23 protein-coding genes are annotated in these 19,231 nt (G+C 63.3%); 12 read left to right on the plus strand and 11 right to left on the minus strand.

The window, feature by feature from the left end:
- Nucleotides 1-49: 49 nt before the first annotated feature.
- Together MSIL_RS18790 and MSIL_RS18795 are read right to left on the minus strand one after the other, a co-directional pair.
- On the minus strand, nt 50-304 hold the full coding sequence (locus MSIL_RS18790) for a DUF2312 domain-containing protein (protein WP_012592651.1): 255 nt from the start codon (nt 302-304) through the stop codon (nt 50-52).
- A gap of 117 nt (nt 305-421) precedes the next feature.
- Nucleotides 422-1,246, minus strand: a complete 825-nt coding sequence (locus MSIL_RS18795) for an N-formylglutamate amidohydrolase (RefSeq protein ID WP_012592652.1) — start codon at nt 1,244-1,246, stop codon at nt 422-424.
- Between the two features lie 268 nt (nt 1,247-1,514).
- On the opposite strand from MSIL_RS18795, the gene MSIL_RS18800 reads away from it, so the two are divergent.
- Together MSIL_RS18800 and pyk are read left to right on the plus strand one after the other, a co-directional pair.
- Nucleotides 1,515-1,946 carry a DUF1036 domain-containing protein gene (locus tag MSIL_RS18800; RefSeq protein WP_012592653.1) on the plus strand — a complete coding sequence of 144 codons (432 nt, stop codon included), beginning with the start codon at nt 1,515-1,517 and terminating at the stop codon, nt 1,944-1,946.
- Between the two features lie 21 nt (nt 1,947-1,967).
- Nucleotides 1,968-3,461 carry a pyruvate kinase gene (pyk, locus tag MSIL_RS18805; RefSeq protein WP_012592654.1) on the plus strand — a complete coding sequence of 498 codons (1,494 nt, stop codon included), beginning with the start codon at nt 1,968-1,970 and terminating at the stop codon, nt 3,459-3,461.
- Nucleotides 3,462-3,470: 9 nt separating this feature from the next.
- On the opposite strand, the gene MSIL_RS18810 is transcribed toward pyk, so the two are convergent.
- Nucleotides 3,471-5,609 carry a transglycosylase domain-containing protein gene (locus tag MSIL_RS18810; RefSeq protein WP_012592655.1) on the minus strand — a complete coding sequence of 713 codons (2,139 nt, stop codon included), beginning with the start codon at nt 5,607-5,609 and terminating at the stop codon, nt 3,471-3,473.
- A gap of 126 nt (nt 5,610-5,735) precedes the next feature.
- Nucleotides 5,736-6,764, minus strand: a complete 1,029-nt coding sequence (locus MSIL_RS20405) for a trypsin-like serine peptidase (protein ID WP_012592656.1) — start codon at nt 6,762-6,764, stop codon at nt 5,736-5,738.
- A gap of 218 nt (nt 6,765-6,982) precedes the next feature.
- Here MSIL_RS20405 and dnaN point away from each other — a divergent pair, with 218 nt between their 5' ends.
- The 3 genes from dnaN (at nt 6,983) to MSIL_RS20410 (ending at nt 9,469) form a co-directional block, all read left to right on the plus strand.
- The gene (dnaN, locus tag MSIL_RS18820; RefSeq protein WP_012592657.1) at nt 6,983-8,101 is read left to right on the plus strand and encodes a DNA polymerase III subunit beta; all 1,119 of its coding nucleotides are present in this window, start codon (nt 6,983-6,985) and stop codon (nt 8,099-8,101) included.
- Between the two features lie 109 nt (nt 8,102-8,210).
- Nucleotides 8,211-8,618: a hypothetical protein gene (locus MSIL_RS21515; protein WP_148213147.1), complete on the plus strand. Its 408-nt coding sequence runs from the start codon at nt 8,211-8,213 to the stop codon at nt 8,616-8,618.
- Between the two features lie 80 nt (nt 8,619-8,698).
- The gene (locus MSIL_RS20410; RefSeq protein WP_049768220.1) at nt 8,699-9,469 is read left to right on the plus strand and encodes a hypothetical protein; all 771 of its coding nucleotides are present in this window, start codon (nt 8,699-8,701) and stop codon (nt 9,467-9,469) included.
- Between the two features lie 281 nt (nt 9,470-9,750).
- On the opposite strand, the gene MSIL_RS18830 is transcribed toward MSIL_RS20410, so the two are convergent.
- The 3 genes from MSIL_RS18830 to MSIL_RS18840 form a co-directional block, all read right to left on the minus strand.
- A complete protein-coding gene (locus tag MSIL_RS18830) occupies nt 9,751-9,990 on the minus strand; it encodes an antitoxin MazE-like protein (protein WP_049768222.1) in 240 nt (79 codons plus the stop codon).
- Nucleotides 9,991-10,235: 245 nt separating this feature from the next.
- The gene (gene vapC, locus MSIL_RS18835; protein WP_012592659.1) at nt 10,236-10,625 is read right to left on the minus strand and encodes a type II toxin-antitoxin system VapC family toxin; all 390 of its coding nucleotides are present in this window, start codon (nt 10,623-10,625) and stop codon (nt 10,236-10,238) included.
- Entirely contained in the window at nt 10,622-10,834 is a 213-nt protein-coding gene (locus MSIL_RS18840) for a type II toxin-antitoxin system VapB family antitoxin (protein ID WP_012592660.1), read from the minus strand. Before MSIL_RS18840 ends, vapC begins: the two co-directional genes overlap by 4 nt.
- A 152-nt stretch (nt 10,835-10,986) precedes the next feature.
- Here MSIL_RS18840 and efp point away from each other — a divergent pair, with 152 nt between their 5' ends.
- The 3 genes from efp to MSIL_RS18855 all read left to right on the plus strand — a co-directional run bounded on the left by efp (nt 10,987) and on the right by MSIL_RS18855 (nt 13,116).
- A complete protein-coding gene (gene efp, locus MSIL_RS18845; RefSeq protein WP_012592661.1) occupies nt 10,987-11,556 on the plus strand; it encodes an elongation factor P in 570 nt (189 codons plus the stop codon).
- Nucleotides 11,553-12,344, plus strand: a complete 792-nt coding sequence (locus MSIL_RS18850) for an inositol monophosphatase family protein (RefSeq protein WP_012592662.1) — start codon at nt 11,553-11,555, stop codon at nt 12,342-12,344. The genes efp and MSIL_RS18850 overlap by 4 nt, the downstream gene beginning before the upstream one ends.
- Before the next feature lie 277 nt (nt 12,345-12,621).
- Nucleotides 12,622-13,116, plus strand: coding sequence for a DUF2852 domain-containing protein (locus tag MSIL_RS18855; RefSeq protein ID WP_148213148.1), 495 nt, complete (start codon nt 12,622-12,624; stop codon nt 13,114-13,116).
- A 50-nt stretch (nt 13,117-13,166) separates the two neighbouring features.
- On the opposite strand, the gene arfB is transcribed toward MSIL_RS18855, so the two are convergent.
- Nucleotides 13,167-13,589 carry an alternative ribosome rescue aminoacyl-tRNA hydrolase ArfB gene (gene arfB / locus MSIL_RS18860; protein WP_012592664.1) on the minus strand — a complete coding sequence of 141 codons (423 nt, stop codon included), beginning with the start codon at nt 13,587-13,589 and terminating at the stop codon, nt 13,167-13,169.
- Nucleotides 13,590-13,694: 105 nt separating this feature from the next.
- Between arfB and MSIL_RS18865 the strand changes: the two genes are divergently transcribed.
- Entirely contained in the window at nt 13,695-14,720 is a 1,026-nt protein-coding gene (locus MSIL_RS18865) for an extensin-like domain-containing protein (protein ID WP_012592665.1), read from the plus strand.
- Between the two features lie 105 nt (nt 14,721-14,825).
- On the opposite strand, the gene MSIL_RS18870 is transcribed toward MSIL_RS18865, so the two are convergent.
- Nucleotides 14,826-15,692 carry a LysR family transcriptional regulator gene (locus MSIL_RS18870; protein ID WP_012592666.1) on the minus strand — a complete coding sequence of 289 codons (867 nt, stop codon included), beginning with the start codon at nt 15,690-15,692 and terminating at the stop codon, nt 14,826-14,828.
- A 102-nt stretch (nt 15,693-15,794) separates the two neighbouring features.
- Here MSIL_RS18870 and MSIL_RS18875 point away from each other — a divergent pair, with 102 nt between their 5' ends.
- Nucleotides 15,795-16,826: a bile acid:sodium symporter family protein gene (locus MSIL_RS18875; protein ID WP_012592667.1), complete on the plus strand. Its 1,032-nt coding sequence runs from the start codon at nt 15,795-15,797 to the stop codon at nt 16,824-16,826.
- A gap of 11 nt (nt 16,827-16,837) precedes the next feature.
- Here MSIL_RS18875 and MSIL_RS18880 read toward each other — a convergent pair whose 3' ends face one another.
- Nucleotides 16,838-17,125 carry a DUF3175 domain-containing protein gene (locus MSIL_RS18880; protein WP_012592668.1) on the minus strand — a complete coding sequence of 96 codons (288 nt, stop codon included), beginning with the start codon at nt 17,123-17,125 and terminating at the stop codon, nt 16,838-16,840.
- A 92-nt stretch (nt 17,126-17,217) separates the two neighbouring features.
- Here MSIL_RS18880 and MSIL_RS18885 point away from each other — a divergent pair, with 92 nt between their 5' ends.
- Complete coding sequence (locus MSIL_RS18885) at nt 17,218-17,463, plus strand: DUF3072 domain-containing protein (RefSeq protein ID WP_012592669.1); 246 nt, start codon at nt 17,218-17,220, stop codon at nt 17,461-17,463.
- Between the two features lie 7 nt (nt 17,464-17,470).
- The gene (locus MSIL_RS18890) at nt 17,471-18,496 is read left to right on the plus strand and encodes an ATP-dependent DNA ligase (protein ID WP_012592670.1); all 1,026 of its coding nucleotides are present in this window, start codon (nt 17,471-17,473) and stop codon (nt 18,494-18,496) included.
- Nucleotides 18,497-18,502: 6 nt separating this feature from the next.
- On the opposite strand, the gene MSIL_RS18895 is transcribed toward MSIL_RS18890, so the two are convergent.
- The gene (locus tag MSIL_RS18895; RefSeq protein WP_012592671.1) at nt 18,503-19,228 is read right to left on the minus strand and encodes an MOSC domain-containing protein; all 726 of its coding nucleotides are present in this window, start codon (nt 19,226-19,228) and stop codon (nt 18,503-18,505) included.
- Between the last annotated feature and the right edge of the window lie 3 nt (nt 19,229-19,231).

A 19,231-nucleotide genomic window follows, 5' to 3' on the forward strand; every position in this document is an offset into this window, starting at 1 on the left:
CCTTGCGTTGCCGCAAAGCAGCATAGGCGTCCGGCGTCGGAAAAAGGTCCTATTTCATGTTGAGCGCGGACATATAAAGTTCCAGGATCGCCTCCATCTCCATCCGTTCGGCGTGATCCTGCTTGCGCAGCCGGACGATCTGGCGGACGACCTTGACGTCGAAGCCGCGGGCTTTCATCTCGGCATAGACGTCGCGGATATCGTCGGACAACGCCTTCTTTTCTTCCTCGAGCCGCTCCACGCGCTCGACGAACTGGGTGAGTTCGGCGGCGGCGACGCCGCTTTCGGCGATATCTTTCGTCATTGGCGAAGGTCCTTCAGGATTGGTTCTCGCGTCCGCCATGTGGCGTTGCGGCGCGCGCGTCAAGGCGCGAGGCGCGGTAATCCCCGCTATTTGCGCTTCCGGCTCACGGCGTCGCCCTCAGCGCTCCGCGTGCCGCCCTGTGCGGCTCGGCAAAAAGGCGAGCTGCCGCAATTCCGGCAGCGCCAGCACGGATGCGAAGATCGGCGCAAGGCGATCGGCGTAGCGCTCCGCCTGCTCCTTTGTCGAAATCAGATCCTGGCGAACCTCGACGAGCAACCCGGCGAGGCCGCGCCGCGTCACCTCCTCGTCCAGCGTATCGCCGACAAGGGCGCCGTCATAAGGCTCATTGTCGCCGACGCAAAATCCCGCCTCGTCGAGGGCTGCGATCAGCGGCGCGGCAAGACGCGCATCGCTGTCCCACAGAATTCCGATCTCCCACGGCCGCGTTACGCCGCGCCAGCATGGCGTGAAGGAATGGATCGACAGGACCACGGGGAGGGGGCCGGCGGCTGTCATCATATCGACCGCAACCGAGACGGCGTCGCGGTAGGGACGCCAATAGAGCGCGATGCGCCGTTCGATTTCCTCCGCGGCGATCGCTGCATTGCCCGGGACAATTGCGCCGTCGGACAGCTGCATGACCAGCGTCGGATCGTCGCTGCCGCGATTCGGATCGATCAGCAGCCGCGAAAAACGCGACAGAACCGCCGGCGCGCCGAACAGCGAGGCGAGGCGGAGCGTCAGAGCCCGCGCGCCAATATCATAGCCGATATGGCGTTCGAGCTCGCTTTGCGGCAAGCCCAGCGTTCCATAGGGGGGCGGCAGCGCGTTCGAGGCGTGATCGCAGATGAAAAGCACGCCGCCGTCGCGCGCGCCCTCGATCCGCTCGACCGGCTCGAACGCGGCGGCCTCCTGGGCCGATGCGCGCTTGGTCAAGGTCATAGGTGCGGCTCCTTCAAAAAAGAGGCGCGGCGTCTTGCGCTCAGGGCGGCGAAAATAACCCGCAGGCGCGCCGCCGCAACCCGTTTTTGCCCGGATTTGCGTCTATCGGCGTTGCGGCGGCTGATTTGCCGGCGGGCGTCGCCCTCTCGCGGGCGCGGTTTGCTAGTCAATCCCCGGCCGCCGGGTTAGAAGCGCCGAAGCGGCGACAAGAAAATCATTCCAGAAAAGAGCCCATGTCCGGCCAATTTCAACCACGACCTTGACGGCGATGAAACAAGCGATTACTCCCGCGACGATAGGGCTTGGGCTTTTTCTGGCCTCGGCCCTCCCTGCGTCGGCCGACTTTCGTCTCTGCAATAACACCGCGAGCAGGACCAGCATTTCGCTGGCCTATACCGACGGCGAGATTTGGGTGAGCGAGGGTTGGTGGAATTTGAAGCCCGGCGCCTGTGAAACCCTCGTTCGCGGGCCGCTTGCGGCTGAATTCTATTATGTCTACGCGATGGATGAGCGTGGCGGCGAATGGAAGGGTAAGGCTTTCATGTGCACGCGCGACCGTGAATTCCGCATCCTGGGACGCGAGGATTGTTACGTCCGCGGCTTCGACCGGACCGGCTTCTTTGAGGTCGATACGGGCAAGGAAGCCAAGAACTGGACGGTGCAACTGACCGATCCCGCGCCTCAAAAGCCAACTCCCTGACTTTTTTACGAAGAGGCTGTCATGCGGCGACTGCGACGGTGCAAGATCATTGCGACGATAGGACCGGCTTCGGCGAAGCAGGAGACGCTGGCGGCCTTGTTCAAGGCCGGCGCCGACGTCTTCCGCATCAATATGAGCCACGCCTCTCACGACGCCATGCGCGAGCAGGTGCGGATGATCCGCGCCGTGCAGAAGGAGTTCAAGCGGCCGATCGGCATTCTGCTCGACCTTCAGGGTCCGAAGCTGCGCATCGGCCTGTTCAAGGACCGCGCCGTCAAACTCGCGCGCGGCGCGACCTTTACGCTCGACTCCAATTCGGAGCCCGGCGATGAGACCCGCGTCTGCCTGCCGCATCCGGAAATCCTGCGCGCCCTCGTGCCCGGCCATACGCTGCTGATCGACGACGGCAAGGTGCGCCTCCACGTGGTGACCGCCGATGCGTCGCACGCCGTCGCCGTTGTCGACGTCGCCGGCGAAATATCGAACCGCAAAGGCGTCAGCCTGCCGGATACCGAAATTCCGGTCTCGCCGATGACAGATAAGGATCGCGCGGATCTGGAGGCGGGGCTCGAGGCCGGCGTCGACTGGGTCGCCGTCTCCTTCGTGCAGCGGCCAGAAGACGTCGCCGAGGTCAAGAAACTGACCCGCGGCCGCGCGGCGGTGATGTCGAAGATCGAAAAGCCGCAGGCGATCGCCAAGCTCGAAGAGATCGTCGAAATCTCCGACGGGCTGATGGTCGCGCGCGGCGATCTTGGCGTCGAGATGCCGCTGGAAAAGGTGCCCGGCCTGCAAAAGCGCATCAGCCGCACCGCCCGCCGTCTCGGCAAGCCGGTTGTGGTCGCGACGCAGATGCTGGAATCGATGATCAATGCGCCGGTTCCGACCCGCGCCGAAGTGTCCGACGTCGCGACGGCGGTGTTCGAGGGCGCCGACGCCGTGATGCTTTCGGCCGAAAGCGCCGCCGGCCATTATCCGGTCGAGGCGGTCTCGACGATGAACCGCATCGCCGAAGAGGTGGAGCGCGACGCTTATTTCCGCGGCATCATCAATGCGCAGCGCACGACTCCCGAGGCGACGGGGGCCGACGCCATCGCGGTGGCGGCGCGCAACGTCGCCGAAACGCTCGATCTCAAGGCGATCGTCGCCTGGACCGCGTCGGGATCGACCGCGCTGCGGATCGCGCGCGAGCGGCCCGCCGCGCCGATCCTGGCGCTGACGCCCTTTCCCGAGACGGCCGGCCGGCTTGCGCTCGCCTGGGGTGTTCACGCCGTCGTCACCAAGGACGCGAACGACATCGCCGACATGTCGGCGCGCGCCTCGAAATTTGCTTTTCGCGAGGGCTTCGCTTTCGTCGGCGACCGCATCATTATCGTCGCCGGCGTGCCCTTCGGCACGCCGGGCGCGACCAATATGGTTCGGATCGATTTCGTCGAAGAAGCGGCGACGATGAGTTCAAGCGATTCAACCGCGGTCCCGCTGGAACAGGCGGCGCAGGCGCAGCAGCAGCAGCAATAAAACCTTCGCCTAACCGCCGCCGAACAGATTTTCAAAAAAATTGCGCTCGCGCGGCGCTGGCCGCGCCGTCGCGGAATCGCCCGGGTTGGGAATAAGCCCGGGCGGCACGAGCCCGCCGCTGCGTCCGCGCGGGGAAGCGTCGGCCTCGGTCCGGCGCGGCTGCGCTCCTGGAAAAGCCGGATAGCCGGTCGGTGCCGCGGGCCCGCCCGCGTCCGCCACGGGCGGGGGAGCGCCGACGGACGTCGGCGCATCCGGCCAGAAGGGCGGCGCGACGAGAGGCGCCTGCCACAGGCCGCCCGGCAGCGGCTGGGGCGGAATTCCCTGATGGGCCGCGCGCATAAAACGCGACCAGATCTCCACCGGCAGAGTGCCGCCCGACGCTTTTTTCGTCGGCGAGCTGTCGTCATTGCCGAGCCAGACGCCGGTGACGAGATGGCTCGTGTAACCGACGAACCAGGCGTCGCGCCAATCCTGGCTGGTGCCGGTCTTGCCCGCCGCCTGCCAGCCTGGGACATCCCCCTTGCGCGCCGTGCCGGTCAGCAGAGTCTCCTGCATCATGACGTTCATCATCGGCAGATAGGCGCCGTCGATGACGCGGCCGTTGCTCGACCCTTTGCGCGCATACATCAGCTTTCCGGCGGCCGTCTTGACGCGGACGATGATATGCGGCTGCACGCCGATGCCGCCATTGGCGAAGGGCGCATAGGCGGCCACAAGTTCGAGCGGGCTCACCTCCGACGTTCCAAGCGCGATCGAGGCGTTGGGGCTAAGTTCCGAGCCGATCCCGAGCCGATGCGCCGTGGCGATGACGGTTTTCGGGCCGACCTCGACGCCGAGCCGCACCGCGACCGTATTCAGCGACAGCGAGAGCGCCTTGGTCAGCGTGACGGGGCCGAAATATTGCCGCGAGTAATTTTCCGGCTGCCAGCCGCGGACGTTGATCGGGCCGTCCTCGCGGACGCTCGCCGGGGTCAGCCCATGTTCGAGCGCCGCAAGATAGACGAACGGTTTGAACGCCGATCCCGGCTGGCGTCTTGCGGCGGTCGCGCGGTTGAACTGGCTGTCGGCATAATTGCGCCCGCCGACCAGCGCCTTGATGCCGCCGGTCGGATCGAGCGACACCAAAGCGCCTTGGCCGACGCCGAATTTCGCGCCCTTCTGGTCGAGTTCCTCGGTCAGCGCCTTTTCGGCATTGGCTTGCAGCGCCGCACTGATCGTCGTCGCGACGACGATATCCTCCTCGATCGCGCCGATGGTGTCGTCGAGAACGTCCATCACATAATCGGCGGCGTAATTGGCCGTGCCCGCGCCATCGGATTTTGTCGCTTCCGCCGGATGGGCGAGAGCGAATTTTCCCATGGCGTCGGTAATAAAGCCCTCGTCGACCATGGCGGCGATGACTTGGGCGGCGCGCTCGCGCGCGCCGGCGGCGTTGCGGTTGGGCGCGAGCTTTGTCGGCGCCTTCATGAGGCCAGCCAGCGTCGCCGATTCGGCCAGCGTCAGATTGCGCGCGCCATGGCCGAAATATTTCTGCGCCGCCGCCTCGACGCCATAGGCGCCGGAGCCGAAATAGACGCGGTTGAGATAGAGTTCGAGGATCTGGTTTTTCGAATATTTATGTTCGAGCCAGACCGCGAGGATCGCCTCCTGGATCTTGCGCGAAACCGTGCGCTCCTGCGTCAGGAACAGATTCTTTGCAAGTTGCTGTGTCAGCGTCGAGCCGCCCTGCGTCGCCCCGCCCGCGGCGTTGCGGGTCAAAGCGCGCAAGATGCCGATCGGATCGACGCCCCAATGGGAATAAAAGCGCCGGTCCTCGATGGCGACGAAGGCCTTTGGCAGATAGGGCGGCAGATCGGCGAGCCGCACGCTCGCGCCCCCTGTGTCGCCGCGATTGGCGATGAGGCTGCCGTCGTCGGCCAGGATCGCGATGTTGGGCGGGCGCTTCGGCACCGCGAGCTGGTCGATCGGCGGCAGCTTTGTCGCGTAGAAGGCGATGATCGCCGCGCCCGCGACGCCGGCCCAGACCGCGAGCGTCAGCAGCAGCGAGGCGGCGCCGGCGAGGCTCCAGCCGCGGCGCCGCGGCTTCTTGCGCGCCGGGCCGCTGCGGGCGGGGCCGCGCTCTCCGCGGCTGGAGCCTTGAGTGGCCATCGGCGGTCCCGCGTCGATCCGATCAGAACAGCGATTTTGGAGCTGAAGGCTCCAAAATCATGAAGCTGATCTAGAGGGTTTAAGCTTAACGGGCCGTAAATCGCGCGGGCGCGGCGATTTTGTGGCTCACCCCCAATTGGCCATCGCCCATTTGACGAGATCGACCATCTGCGAGCCGCCGGCGAAGACGCTATGCGTCGCGGTGAAGAAATCCCAGAAGGAGAATTCCTCCTCGCGCCCGGAGCAGACGCCCGCGACGCGCGGCCCGGTCACGCCGCGCGGCCAGCCGAACAGCGGGCCGCCCGACCAGCCGTTGCTGGTGAAGGGCGTCGTCTCCAGCTCCAGCCCGCCATCGTCATCGTCGATGTCCTCGACCGCGACGAAGGGCTGCAGCGCCGGCCGCTGCGCCATGAAGAAATCGCCGGGATAGCCGATGCTCTGCCAGGGCACGTCCTTGTAATTGTCCTCGTCGCCGAAGCTGTGCGTCCCCATCCAGCCGAGCGCGTCGCCGAGCGGATTGTAGAGTTTGGCGACGATATAGTCGCTGCCCTTGATCTCGTCGGAATTCTTGTAGCCGCGGAATTGCTGGACATAGCTCTGGCCGAGCGGGGCGGCGCCGTCGCGATAGGCCGGCACGAAGCGCATCCACCAGCTCGCCTGATCCCAGGGCGCGACATGGCTCGCCGTCAGGATGATATTATGACCGATGAGCACGCCCGTGCCCGATTGCGTCCAGTTGACGTAATCCTCATTGATCCCGACAAAGACGCGCCCGACCGTGCACCATGGATAGCCGGCATCGAGCAGCTCCTGGCGCATCAGCCGCATGGCTCCGGCCGGGGGCAGAGCGATGCTGGAGAGATCGCGCAGGCGGCTCGCCGTCATTTCGGCGGCGGCGGCGCGCGCCCGCGGCGCTCCGGTCTGGGCGAGCCAGGCGTGGCGCATCGGCCCGGCGTCGCCTTCGCGCGCAACGCCATGGAGATCGCGTGGGCCGATGAAGCCGGAGCTTTGGCCGCCGCGCGGCTCGCGCCCCGCTCTTAGCAGGCGCAGCATTTCCTCGGGCATCGGCATGACGGCCGAAATATCGGGAATGGCGTCGCCGCCCCTTGGCCGGCGTGCGACTTTCTTAGTATAGCAGCACTCTTCAATCGACATTGGCGTCCGCCTTATTTGAAAATCAAAATAGAGCGACAAGCATAGAGGGCCGGGCGACCCGGGCCTGTGCCAATGGTCACGCGGGCGACAAGCGGTGCGGAAGCCCTTGAAAACTCCGCCTCGGCGCTTGCGCATTTTGCAGCGCCGCGCCAAAGTCTCGCCCCCGGCGGGAGGCGATCTGGCTTGCGCGCGGCAAGAACTGAATGGATGGACGCGCTATGAAAGTCACCCTTGAGCGAGCGGCCCTGCTCAAATCGCTTGGCCATGTTCATCGCGTGGTCGAGCGCCGCAACACCATTCCGATCCTGTCCAATGTGCTGCTGCGCGCCGAAGGCAAGTCGCTGCTCCTGAAGGCGACCGATCTCGACCTTGAGGTGACCGAGCGCCTCGCCGCCGACGTCGGCGTCGCCGGCGGGACGACGCTGCCGGCCCATACGCTCTATGACATTGTGCGAAAGCTGCCTGACGGCTCGCAGGTCTCGCTTGAGATCGCCGGGGACAGCGGCCAGCTGCTGCTGCGCTCGGGCCGTTCGCGCTTCAATCTGCAGACCCTGCCCGACAGCGATTTTCCCGACCTTGCGGCGGGCGATTTCAGCCATGATTTCCTGCTGCCCCCGGCCGATCTCAAGCGCCTGATCGAAAAGACGCAATTCGCCATCTCGAATGAAGAGACGCGCTATTATCTCAACGGCATTTTCATGCATTCGATGGAGGCGGAGGGCGCCTCGGTGCTGCGGGCGGTCGCGACCGACGGCCACCGGCTGGCGCGCGTCGAAATCGCCTGCCCGAAGGGCGCCTCCGGCATGCCGGGCGTGATCGTGCCGCGCAAGGCGGTCACGGAGGTCCAGAAGCTGATCGAGGATCTCTCCGCCGACATCCGCGTCGAACTGTCGACGACGAAGGCGCGCTTTACATTTGGCGATGTGGTGCTGACCACAAAACTGATCGACGGCACCTTTCCGGATTATATGCGGGTCATTCCGGCCGGCAATGACAAGCGGCTCATCGTCGAGCGCGGACCCTTCGCCGCCGCCGTCGACCGCGTCTCGACGATTTCCTCCGAGCGCGGCCGCGCCGTGAAACTGGCGATCGCCGACGGCAAGCTGACCTTGTCGGTCACAAACCCCGATTCCGGCTCGGCGCAGGAAGAACTCGACGTCGATTATGATTCGACGCCGCTCGATATCGGCTTCAACGCGAGATATCTGCTCGACATCACCGAACAGCTCGACAGCGACACGGCGTTATTCAAACTCGCCGACCCCGGCTCGCCGACGCTGGTGCAGGACCGCGACGGGGCCAGCGCGCTTTATGTGCTGATGCCGATGCGGGTGTAGACTTAGCGGGGAAGGAGCAGCGATAAGCGACGCCAAAGACGAAAATGTGCGGTTCAATAACAGGGCAGCACACGTGGTGCTTCGCGCCTGCCATAGAGAGCGCCGCTAAATGACCTCCGCCTATTCTGAAGCTCACAGACGACTGGATCGCATTCTCATATTCTTTTTTGTCATATGTATTTCTGGAATTATCGTCGGAATCGTTCGTCAGGAGTGGTTGTTCGCGGCTGTCTGGTTGGCAGCAGGATTTTTCAACGGCGTAATTGGAGCTTCGATAAGGCGGCTAGCCAATACTCCCGAGACAGGAGAAGATGATGAGTTTTTTGACAGACAAGTTTGGTTCAGAAACCTCGTCAATGTCGGACAGCTTCTCTCGGCGACGGTGATGGCCGCTGGGATTGCACTTGGACAACCGTGGTGGCGCGATGCTCTCGCCGCGGTCGCTATATTTTTTGTGGGCGTTTTTGGCCTATCGCTACTATGCGGCCCGCGAAAAAAGCGTAGCGCGCAACAGTGAATGTGTCCTCCGTGCTCAAGGCAAGTGGATAAAGAAGTAAAATACTGGTCTATTCAGTTAAACAACACAGTAATGCAACAATGGCGTTCAAACAAGAAACAATCGAGGACATCGTTGAGAGCGAGCATTTGATGATCTTGGCTGCGCCTCGACGATATGGTGCTTATTATGCCGTTGCACTTGATGTTTCAGCTTTCCTTTCCGTAGCTGTAAAGTCGTTAGATCGAGAGCACGAGATTTTCGGCCGCTTTCTGTCGCAAGTCAAAAACCACCACTTGCTCGCCATATTTGCGATCGTTCGTTTACACCAAACTCAGGCGATGATGAATCTGCGTCAAGTGCTTGAAGCTGGGGCTTGCGCGGCATTCGCGATCGCGAATCCACATCAAGATCACTTCGCAAAGCCCGCACCCGGAGGAACACTCGATGCATCACAAGAACTGACCGCGAAGCGTTACAAATGGCTTGACGAGAATTTCCCGAAAGAGTCATCGTATATAAAGGCAACGAAGGAAAAGATCAACAGTTCTGCCGCTCATGCAAACATTGTCTACACCCAGAAAAATTTTCGCGTAGCTGATAATGGCAGCGAATTTATCGTGCCGTTTTTTGACATTGAGGATGGGTATTTCGAGCAAGGCGAGCTATTAATGGCTGCAGGAATCGCAATTTCACTTATCGACTTATTTTACGGTGTGAACAACGACATAAATGCGATTGTGTGGTGCGACGATTTTGAATCACGGTTCCGCTCGCTCTTTGAAAGAGAAACTGCACTTCGGCTAGAAATGTATTCGTCGGATCGTTTCAAGGAACAGCAAAGGAAATTTGGACATCTGTTCAGTCCGTAAATGCGCAGAATCAATGGGCTACCGTCGGCGTCGCCGATCGCCTCGCCGATTTTGACGACGGGAACGACGGTGTCTTGTCGATGGCGATTGAGACGCCTCGCGCAGCCCGTTGAGCAGGGAAGGCGCGATTTCGAGCCGGAACAGATCGGCGTCGTCGCGAAGCATTGTCGTTAACGGAGAGATAACGGCGGAAGGCAATTCGGCGAACAGATCGCTTTGCACGATGCGCGGCCAGCCGTAATCGCCAGAGGTCGTAAGCACCACGCATTGCCCGCGCCGGACTAAAAATCCGGCCATTCATAAACGCCGGCGACAAAACGCATGATCTCGTCGCCGGCCGGATCGCTGCCGGCGACGGCGCGCGCCTGAGCGCGGCATTTATCGGCAGAATCCGGCGCACGGCTGTCCGGAACCCCGATCTGAACGGGGCGCAAACCCGCCGCGCGCATCCTCTGGCGATAGCTTGCCATTCGCTTTGGCGGCGACGCGGGGCTTTTGAATTGGTCGGGTCGGCGTGGCATATTCTAAGGGACCGTTTGAAAATTCGTTTCGCCTATCCTGAGGAGCCATTTCGTGAGAAATGGCGTCTCGAAGGATGTGTTCAGTGTGCTCTCTTGACGCCCTCGTGGTTCGAGACGGGCTCTTCGAGCCCTCCTCACCATGAGGGCTTTGGAGGACGCCAGCATTTTCAAATGGTCTCTAAGCCCTCGAATCTCGTGACATGTTACATGTCGTAGGTTTGCTTGTCAGAACATGGCGAACCCAATCAGATCACCCGCAACCCAAGATGCTCCGCCATCGGCGCAAAATCGCGGTCGTCGTGGAGCAGGGCGTGGCCTCGGGCGAGGCAAAAACTTCCGATGATGAGGTCGATGGTCTTGCGCACGGTCGCGCCCTTTTCGCGTAGCGCGCGATAATTTTGCGCGGCGTGAACGGCAAGCTCGGCATCGAGCAGGGGCTCGATCCGGAACTGGCGCAGACTGGCCTCGATCCGCGCCGCATGCGCCTCGCTCCGCGCGCCCTGCAGCACTTCCAGCAAAATGAGGTCGCCGATCAAAATTTCGTTGGGGTCTTCGATCGATCGCAACGCGCGCACCGCTCGCGTGTCGAGATCGCGCAGATTGGCGATCCACACCGAACTATCGACGACGATCAAGATTTTGGATGGTCGGAGCCGCCTTGCCGCGACGCGTCAAGATCCCCCTGCCAGCCAAGGCCGATCATATCGGCGATGGCGCGGCGCTGACGCTTTTGCCGCACGAGGGCGCGTAAAGCCTCCTCGACGGTGGCTTTCTTGGTCGAAAGCCCCGTCGCCGCCATGGCCTCAGCGAGCAGTTCGTCGTCGATCTCGATATTGGTGCGCATGATGTCTTGATGTGTATATTATTACAAATCAATACACATTCCCGCAACGAGAGGCAATAGGAGTCGCTCCGGTTGACGCATCGCCCCCCGGCGGGCATTGAAGCGCCTGACAAGACGCCGCGCGCGCGCCAAAAGAAAACCTTCGAAAGCAAATGCCCAAAATCAACGGAAACCAGATCACGCCCGGCGCGGTCGTCAGCCATGACGGCGGCCTTTGGGTTGCGGTCAAGACCAATAGCGTCAAGCCCGGCAAGGGCGGCGCCTTCAATCAGGTCGAGCTCAAGAACCTGATCGACGGCCGCAAGCTGAACGAGCGATTTCGCGCCGATGAGACGGTCGATACGGTCGATCTGGAGCTGAAGGACTTCAGCTTTCTTTATGCCGAGGGCGACAATCTCGTTTTCATGGATCTGGAATCCTACGACCAGATCGAACTCCCCAAGGATTTTGTCGGCGAGCGCGCGGCTTTTCTGCAGGACGGCATGAAGGTCACGCTGCAGATGCATGAGGCGCGCGCGATCTCGATCCGCCTGCCGCAGCAGGTCACGCTCGAAATCGTCGAGGCCGATCCCGTCGTGCGCGGCCAGACGGCGGCTTCCTCCTATAAGCCGGCCATTCTCGAAAACGGTCTGCGCGTGCTCGTGCCGCCCTTCATTGGCGTCGGCGAGAAAATCGTCGTCGACACCAATGAGGTCGCCTATTTGCGCAGGGCCGAAGCATGATCCGCTCCGCCCTCATGAATGTGATGACCGGCGCGGCCTTAAAGGCCGGGCGCGGTTTGAAGCGCGACTTCGGCGAGGTTGAAAATCTGCAGGTCTCGGTGAAGGGGCCGGGCGATTTCGTCTCCGCCGCCGACAAGCGCGCCGAAAAAGTGCTGTTCGAGGAACTGTCCAAGGCGCGCCCCGGCTATGGCTTCCTCATGGAGGAATCGGGCGCGGTCGAGGGCTCCGACAAGAGCCACACTTTCATTATCGATCCGCTCGACGGCACCACCAATTTTTTGCATGGCCTGCCGATCTTCTCGATCTCGATCGGCCTCGTGCGCGAGGGACAGGTCGTCGCCGGGCTCGTCTATAATCCCGCCAATGACGACATGTTCGTCGCCGAAAAGGGGCAGGGGGCCTATCTCAACAACCGGCGCCTGCGCGTCGCCGCCCGCCGCGACCTCGGTGAGGCGCTGATCGGCTGCGGCACGCCCCATATCGGCAAGGCGAACGGCCACGCCCGCTTCAAGCAGGAGTTTTCCGCCGTGATGGCGAATGTCGCCAATATCCGCCGGCTCGGCTCGGCGGCGCTCGATCTCTGCTATGTCGCCGCCGGCAATTACGACGGGTTCTGGGAGCGCGACCTGCAGCAATGGGACATCGCCGCCGGAATCATCATGGTCAAGGAAGCCGGCGGCTATATCACCGACGCCGACGGAGGCCCGGATCCGCTGGCGAAGGGCACGGTCTGCGCCGGCAACGACCTCATCCACCGCGCTTTGCTCGCGCTGGTAAAGCAGGCGTAAGCCTTTGACTTTATAATGCGTTGTTGTCCTGAAATCCCTCATGGTGAGGAGCCCGCAGGGCCGTCTCGAACCACGAGGGAGGCAATAACGCGCCCCTCGTCCTTCGAGACGGACCCGCGGCCTCCCCACGATGAGGGGAGGGCCGGCAGGACAAGGGGAGGCGCTCAATATTAATTTTGAGCGCCAAATCTCGACGAAAGCAAAAGGCCTCTTACATCTTGCCCATCACCGGTCCGCGCGAAGCGGGCGTCCCGGCGAGCCTTTGGAGCTTTTGTCGATGAGCGAAGAGTTGGGAAGAAAACCTTATGATCCGGGCTTTTCCCGCGCCAGCGCCCGCGCGGCTGTGTGCGGCGCTGGATGGAAGCCTCTTGAGATCGCCGCGATGGTGTTTGGCTTTGCCTTGTACTGGCCGCTCGGCGTCGCCGTGATTGGCTTTAAATTCTGGCAGAAGCGGAGCGGCTACCAGGGCGATCTGTTCTCCTTCGGCCGCGAAAAATGGGAAAGCGCCTCGAATTGGCGGTTTTCGGGTTCGGCCCGCGGCTTTGCCGAGCGCGGCTGGCGCAGCGCGGGCTTCGGCTCGAGCGGCAATCGCGCCTTTGACGAATGGCGCGACGGCGAACTCGCCCGTCTCGAGGAGGAGCGCCGCAAGCTCGTCGCCGCGGAGCGCGAATTTACGGAGTTTATGGAGACTCTGCGCCGCGCGCGTGACCGCGAAGAGTTCGATCGCTTCATGCAGGAGCGCCACTCGCGCGACAATACGACCTCGGTCTGACAACCCCGTCGAAAGGCGCCGCACAAGAGCGGCGCCTTTTTTATGCGCGATCAATCGTCCGGGGCGCGGCGGAGCTTCTTCACCGCGCCCCGCGCCGTCTTTTCGTCCGCGCGTTTCTTCCGCGCCGTCATCGAGGGGCGGGTTTTAACCCGGAATTTTGGCGGTTTCGCCGCGCCGGCGATCAGCGCCAAAAGCCGGCCGATCGCATCCTTGCGGTTCATCTCCTGCGAGCGAAAGCTTTGCGCGAAAATCACGATCGCGCCGTCCTTGGTCGCGCGCGCTCCGGCAAGGCGCAGCAGCCGGCGCTTCACAGGCGCCTCGAGCGAGGGCGAATTTGCAACATCAAAGCGCAGCAGCGCCGCCGTCTCGACCTTATTGACGTTCTGCCCGCCCGGCCCCGAGGCGCGCGCATAGGAGAGCGCGATCTCATCCTCGTCGATGAAGAGGTCCGGCCCCGCCGCGATTTTTGCCATTTAACCTTCTCTCGACTGCTGGCGCTGGGGGCCGGCCTCGATTTTCAGCACTGGTTAACCTAATTGCTTTAGCCGAGGTTAAAGAATCGCAGCCAATCTGCCGCGATGGCGCGCCGGATCCTGCTCCTCGCCTTTGCTGCAGCCCTGATTGGATCGCTGGCCGGCTGCTCCAACTATGAGCGCGCGCGCCGGCCGGTCTGGCGCGAGCAGGCTGAAAACGCCTGTTTTGCGCGGCGTCCGTTCGAGCTCTCATCCTATATCCAGCCGGCGCGCGAAATCAGCGGCCCCGGCATTTGCGGGCTGACCCGCCCTCTAAAAGTCTACGCCCTCGACAATGGGACGGTCGGCTTTCAGACTGGCTATACTCTGGATTGTCCGATGGTCGCGAGCCTGAACGAATGGGTGCGCGAGGTCGTGCAGCCGACGGCGCAGGCCCGCTTCGGCCAGCGCATCATCGAAATCATCGGCATGGGCTCCTATTCCTGCCGCGGCATCAACGGGTCCGCCTATGGGCGCCTGTCGGAACATGCGTTCGGCAACGCCCTCGACATCGGCGGCTTTCGCCTCGCCGATGGACGCGAGATCACCGTGGTGCGCGACTGGACGCGCGGCGACGAGCAGGCCCGCGCTTTTTTGCAGGAGGTCCATATGGGCGCCTGCTCGCATTTCACGACGGTGCTGGGGCCGGGCTCCAACGTCTTTCACTACAATCATATTCACGTCGATCTTGCGATGCATGGCGCGACTTCGACCGGACCGCGCCGCATTTGCAAGCCGTTCCTCCAGCTCAATCCTGCCGTTGCGCCGCCGCCGGCTGCGCCCTCCGACGGACTGCCCGAGGCGCCCGACATCGACGACGACCTCGACGTCGCCCATAATAATGTTCTGAAGCAGGACGCCGAAGCGCTCCAGGTCGGCCCGGGACCAGGGCCGACGGCGCGCATCCCGGACGCTTATTTCGCCGCGGCGATGCGTCCGCCCGCGGCGATCCCGACGCGGCCTGCCGTGGCCAGCGCTTATGCGCCAGTCGCGCCAATGGGCCGGCCTTCCTCCGCGCCGCCGAGAGGCGAGCTCCCCGAGGGCGATCCGTCGCAATGGGATCTGACCTCGACCGTCGCGCCGCGCCGCTAGAGCATCCGCCCGAAAAGTTGTGGACTTTTCGCGTAGAGCAGATGTGTTGGAACAATGAGTTAGAGCAAAAGCCCGCTTCAATCTGATCGGCTTTTGCTCTAGCTATCAGGCGGCCGTGCGGATGCGGCTCGCATTGTCGAGGATCGCGCGGCCGAGCGCTTCGGCCGCCGCATTGCCGCGCCCGCCGCCGACGACCACGAATTCGATATGTCCCAAGGCGGGCAAGGCGCGGGAAGCCGGCAGCGGCGTCAGGCCTTCCGGAATCAGCCGCTCCGAATGGGCGGCGACGCCGAGCCCCGCGAGAGCCGCCGCCCTGATCCCGCTCAGACTGTCGGCGGTGCAGACGATGCGCCAGCTCCGCTTGGCCTTTTCCAGCGCCGCGAGCGCATGGGCGCGGGTTATGCTCGGCGGACGCAGTGCGATCAGCGGCAGCGGCGCATCCATATTCATCTCGAAACCCGGGCGGCCGATCCAGACCAGTTCTTCCTTCCAGCCGAAGCGGCCGCGCTCGTCGCCGCGCCGCCGCTTCACGAAAATGAGGTCGAGTTCGCCGGCGTCATAGCGCTCATAGAGATTGCCGCTGAGGCCGACCGTCAATTCGAGATCGACGGCGCTATGCTGTTCGGTAAATTCCGCGAGCACCTTTGGCAAAGCGGTGGCGACGAAATCCTCCGACGTGCCAAACCTGACATGTCCGCGCAGATCCGAGCCCGCGAGCAGGCTGGCGATGCGCGCGTTGGCTTCGAGCGCCTGCCGCGCGAAAGGCAGCACGGCGTCCCCATCCGGGGTCAGGCTCACGGAATGGGTGTCGCGCGCCAGCAGACGCCGCGCCGTTTTCAATTCGAGCCTGTTGATATGCTGGCTCACGGTTGACTGGCTGAGGCCGAGTTGCCGGGCGGCGAGGGTGAAGCTTTTTGCCTCGGCGACCGCGACCAGGCTGCGCAGGAGGATGGGATCGATCGGATCGGCCATGGACTCTTCATCACGGTTCGAAATGACTATTATCTAATTTATCACGTTTGTTCATAACGGCGCACATGTTAGAAAAACATTCTCCTTAATTTCGGTGACGCCATGTTCGACCGGCAGCTCTTGTCCCGCTTGGGGATCGATCCCTATCTTTTCGCGCTCATCGCCACGGTGACGCTCGCGCTGATTTTTCCCGCGCGCGGCGCCGCGGCGGAAGTGGCGGGCTACGCGGCCTATGGCGCGGTCTCGCTCTTGTTCTTCCTTTATGGCGCGCGCCTCGCGCCGCGTGCCGTCATCGAGGGATTTTCCCATTGGCGGCTGCAATCGACAGTGCTGTTCCTGACATTTGTTCTGTTTCCGGCGATCGGTATCGCCCTCACGGCGGCTCTGCGCCCCTTCCTGTCGCCGCCGCTTGCGGTCGGCCTGCTTTACCTTTGCCTGATGCCCTCGACGATCCAGTCCTCGATCGCCTTCACCTCAATTGCCCGCGGCAATGTCGCGGCGGCGCTTTGCAGCGCTTCGGCCTCCAACGTGCTCGGCGTTTTCATCAGCCCGATGCTTGTCGCTTTGCTTTTGTCGACGCAGAGCCACGGCTTCAACGTCGCGGCCGTGGAGGATGTGGCCTTGCAGCTTCTTCTGCCTTTCGCCCTCGGGCAGCTCGCCCGGCCGCTGATCGGCCGCTGGCTCCTGGCGCATAAGGTGATGACGTCGATCGTCGATCGCGGCTCGATCCTGCTGATCGTCTATGTCGCCTTCGCCGAGGGGACCGCCGCCGGCGTCTGGGCGCAGCTCAGCTGGCAGGGACTGGCGCTGATTCTTGCGCTCGACTGCCTCATTCTGGCGCTTGTCCTCGTCGCGTCGACGCTCCTCAGCCGCCGGCTTGGTTTTTCGAAAGAGGATGAGATCGCCATCGTCTTCTGCGGCTCGAAAAAAAGCATGGCGGGCGGCGTGCCGATGGCGAGCATCCTGTTTCCGGGGCAGCCGCTCGGCCTCATCGTGCTGCCGCTGATGCTATTTCATCAGGTGCAGCTGTTCGCCTGCGCCATTCTGGCCCAGCGCTATGCCCGCCGTCCCGCGGCGCCCGTGCGCGCCGACGCGCAGATTACGCCGCCAGAGCAGCGTCTGGCCGCCGAATAGAAATCCTGGCTCTACTTCGGCTGCGGTCGGCCGAAGGCAGCGCGAAGCCTTGTCTTCGCGGCTTCGAGGATCTTTCGCCGGCGTTGCGACAGATTGCGGCCGGCGCGGTTGACATAGAAAGTCAGCATCGACATCGCCGAGCGAAATGGCTCCGCTTTGCGCCTGTGGCTCTGTTCGACGGATCGCTTGAGCGATTGCGCGATGGCCTCGGGGCTGTCCGAGGCGAAGATATCCTTTTCAAGATCGAGCGCGTCGCTGTTTTGCGTCACGTCGTTCGACCATTTGCGTTGACGGGTCATGCGCTTCTCCCTTGCCGGCGCGGCTTCGACTGGCGCTGGAACGCTTCTCGGGCCTCGGCGTTCGACCGGAACAATTGGCGAACGGAGGACGGATGACAAAACAACTGCACACCGACAATCCAAAGCTTGATCCCGACCCGCCGACAAATCTTGAAAAAGACCCCGACGAATGGGTTTCAGGCGATGATCCAATGACCGGCGCGCAATCTTCCTATTTGAAAACCCTGTCGGAACAGGCGCATGCGCCCGAGCAATTCGAGCCGGACCTTTCAAAGGCGGAGGCGAGCAGGCGGATCGACGCGCTGAAGCATCAACTGGAGCGGGAGCGCGGCGCGTGAAAACCGCATGACGCAAACATCGCCAGATGACCGGCCGGTGTTTGGCATTCCCGTCGAGACGGCCCCGATGGAGGCTCGCCTCGCCGACCTGCTGCCGGAAGATTCGGCTTGGCAATATGAGCCGAAATGGGACGGGTTTCGCTGTCTCGCCTTCCGGGCGGGCGAAGACCTCGAACTCAGGGCGAAATCGGGAAAGCCGCTGCAACGATATTTCCCGGAGGTCGCCGCCTATCTGCGTCAGATTCCCGCCGGGCGCTTCGTCGTCGATGGCGAACTCATCATCGAAATAGACGGCGAATTTTCCTTCGCGGCCCTGCAGGCTCGGCTGCATCCGGCGGCCTCCCGTATTCGAAGGCTCTCCGGCGAAACGCCGGCCCGCTTCATTCTATTCGACATGCTGGTTGACGCCGAGGGCGCCGTTCTGATCGGCGAGCCTCTACTGACGCGGCGGCGGGCGCTCGAAGCTTTTATGGCGCGGGCCGGCGCGCCATCGCGTCAGCTGGAGCTTTCGCCCGTCACGCTCGACCCCAAGAAGGCGCATCGATGGCTCGAGGACTCGCGGCGCGGCGCGATCGACGGCGTGATGGCGAAGCGCCGCGACGGGTTCTATGAGCCCGGCGCGCGCGCCATGATCAAGGTCAAGCGCAAGCGCACGGCCGATTGCGTCGTCGGCGGATTTCGCTACGCGGCCAATTCGCGCAAGGTCGGCTCCTTGCTTCTCGGCCTCTACGACGATGCCGGGAAGCTCGATCATGTCGGCTTCACCTCCGCGATCAGCGAGGCGGAGCGGCAAGCTTTAACAGAGAAGCTCGAAGCGTTGCGCGGGCCGCCCGGCTTCACCGGCCGCGCGCCCGGCGGCCCCAGCCGTTGGAGCACGGAGCGGAGCTCCAAATGGGAGCCGCTGCGGCCGGAACTGGTGGTCGAAGTATGTTTCGATCAAGTCACCGATGGGCGCTTTCGCCATGGGACAAGGCTCATGCGCTGGCGGCCCGATAAATCGCCGCGCCAATGCAAGATGGCGCAATTGAACTGAAACGGCTTATGCCCGATCGGCGCCGGTGAGCCGCGCGGACGCGTCCTCGACGGTCCGCGTCGCGAGGCGCCGCTCGGCGATGCGCCGCCACCCCTCGGGGAGCCGGGCGAGCGCGGCCATCGCGGCGAGTTCGTTGGGATTCTGGGCGTCAACATAGAGCGCGCGCCACAGACGGCTGATCGGCCAGTCGGGCGAGCGGCGATCGATGAGGCGCAATTCGTCTCCGGGCGCGACAAATCCCTCCTCCAGCACGCGGTAATACCAGCCGGTGCGCCCGCTCTTTTGCACCCGCATCGCCATGTCGGGGACGCTGAAGCGGACATTGAGCTTCCAGCAGGGCTGGCGCCCCTGCGCGACCTCGATCACGGCCGAACCGACCCGGAAGACGTCGCCAAGCGCGACGCTGTCTTCATCGAGACCGCGCGCGGAAAAATTCTCGCCGAAGGCGCCCGGCTGGTCGAGACGCGGCAGGCCGCCGATCTCCGCGCGCCACGCCGCATAATGCTCGAAGGGATAGTGATGCGCCGCCTTGTCGCGGCCGCCGTGATTCTTGCGGTCGCCCTGAAAGTCGCCCTCGAATCCCTCCCGGCCGAGCCTTAAGCGACGCGTGACGGGATGCTTGTCGATGCCGCTCGGAGCGCGCTTGTCGCCAAGCGGCCCGATGGCGCCGATCAGCAGATGATCGATTCGCGCGCTGGATTTTGGCGGCGGCTGCGGTTCGGCGACATTCATCGG

The organism is Methylocella silvestris BL2 (assembly GCF_000021745.1).
Lineage (GTDB): Bacteria > Pseudomonadota > Alphaproteobacteria > Rhizobiales > Beijerinckiaceae > Methylocapsa > Methylocapsa silvestris.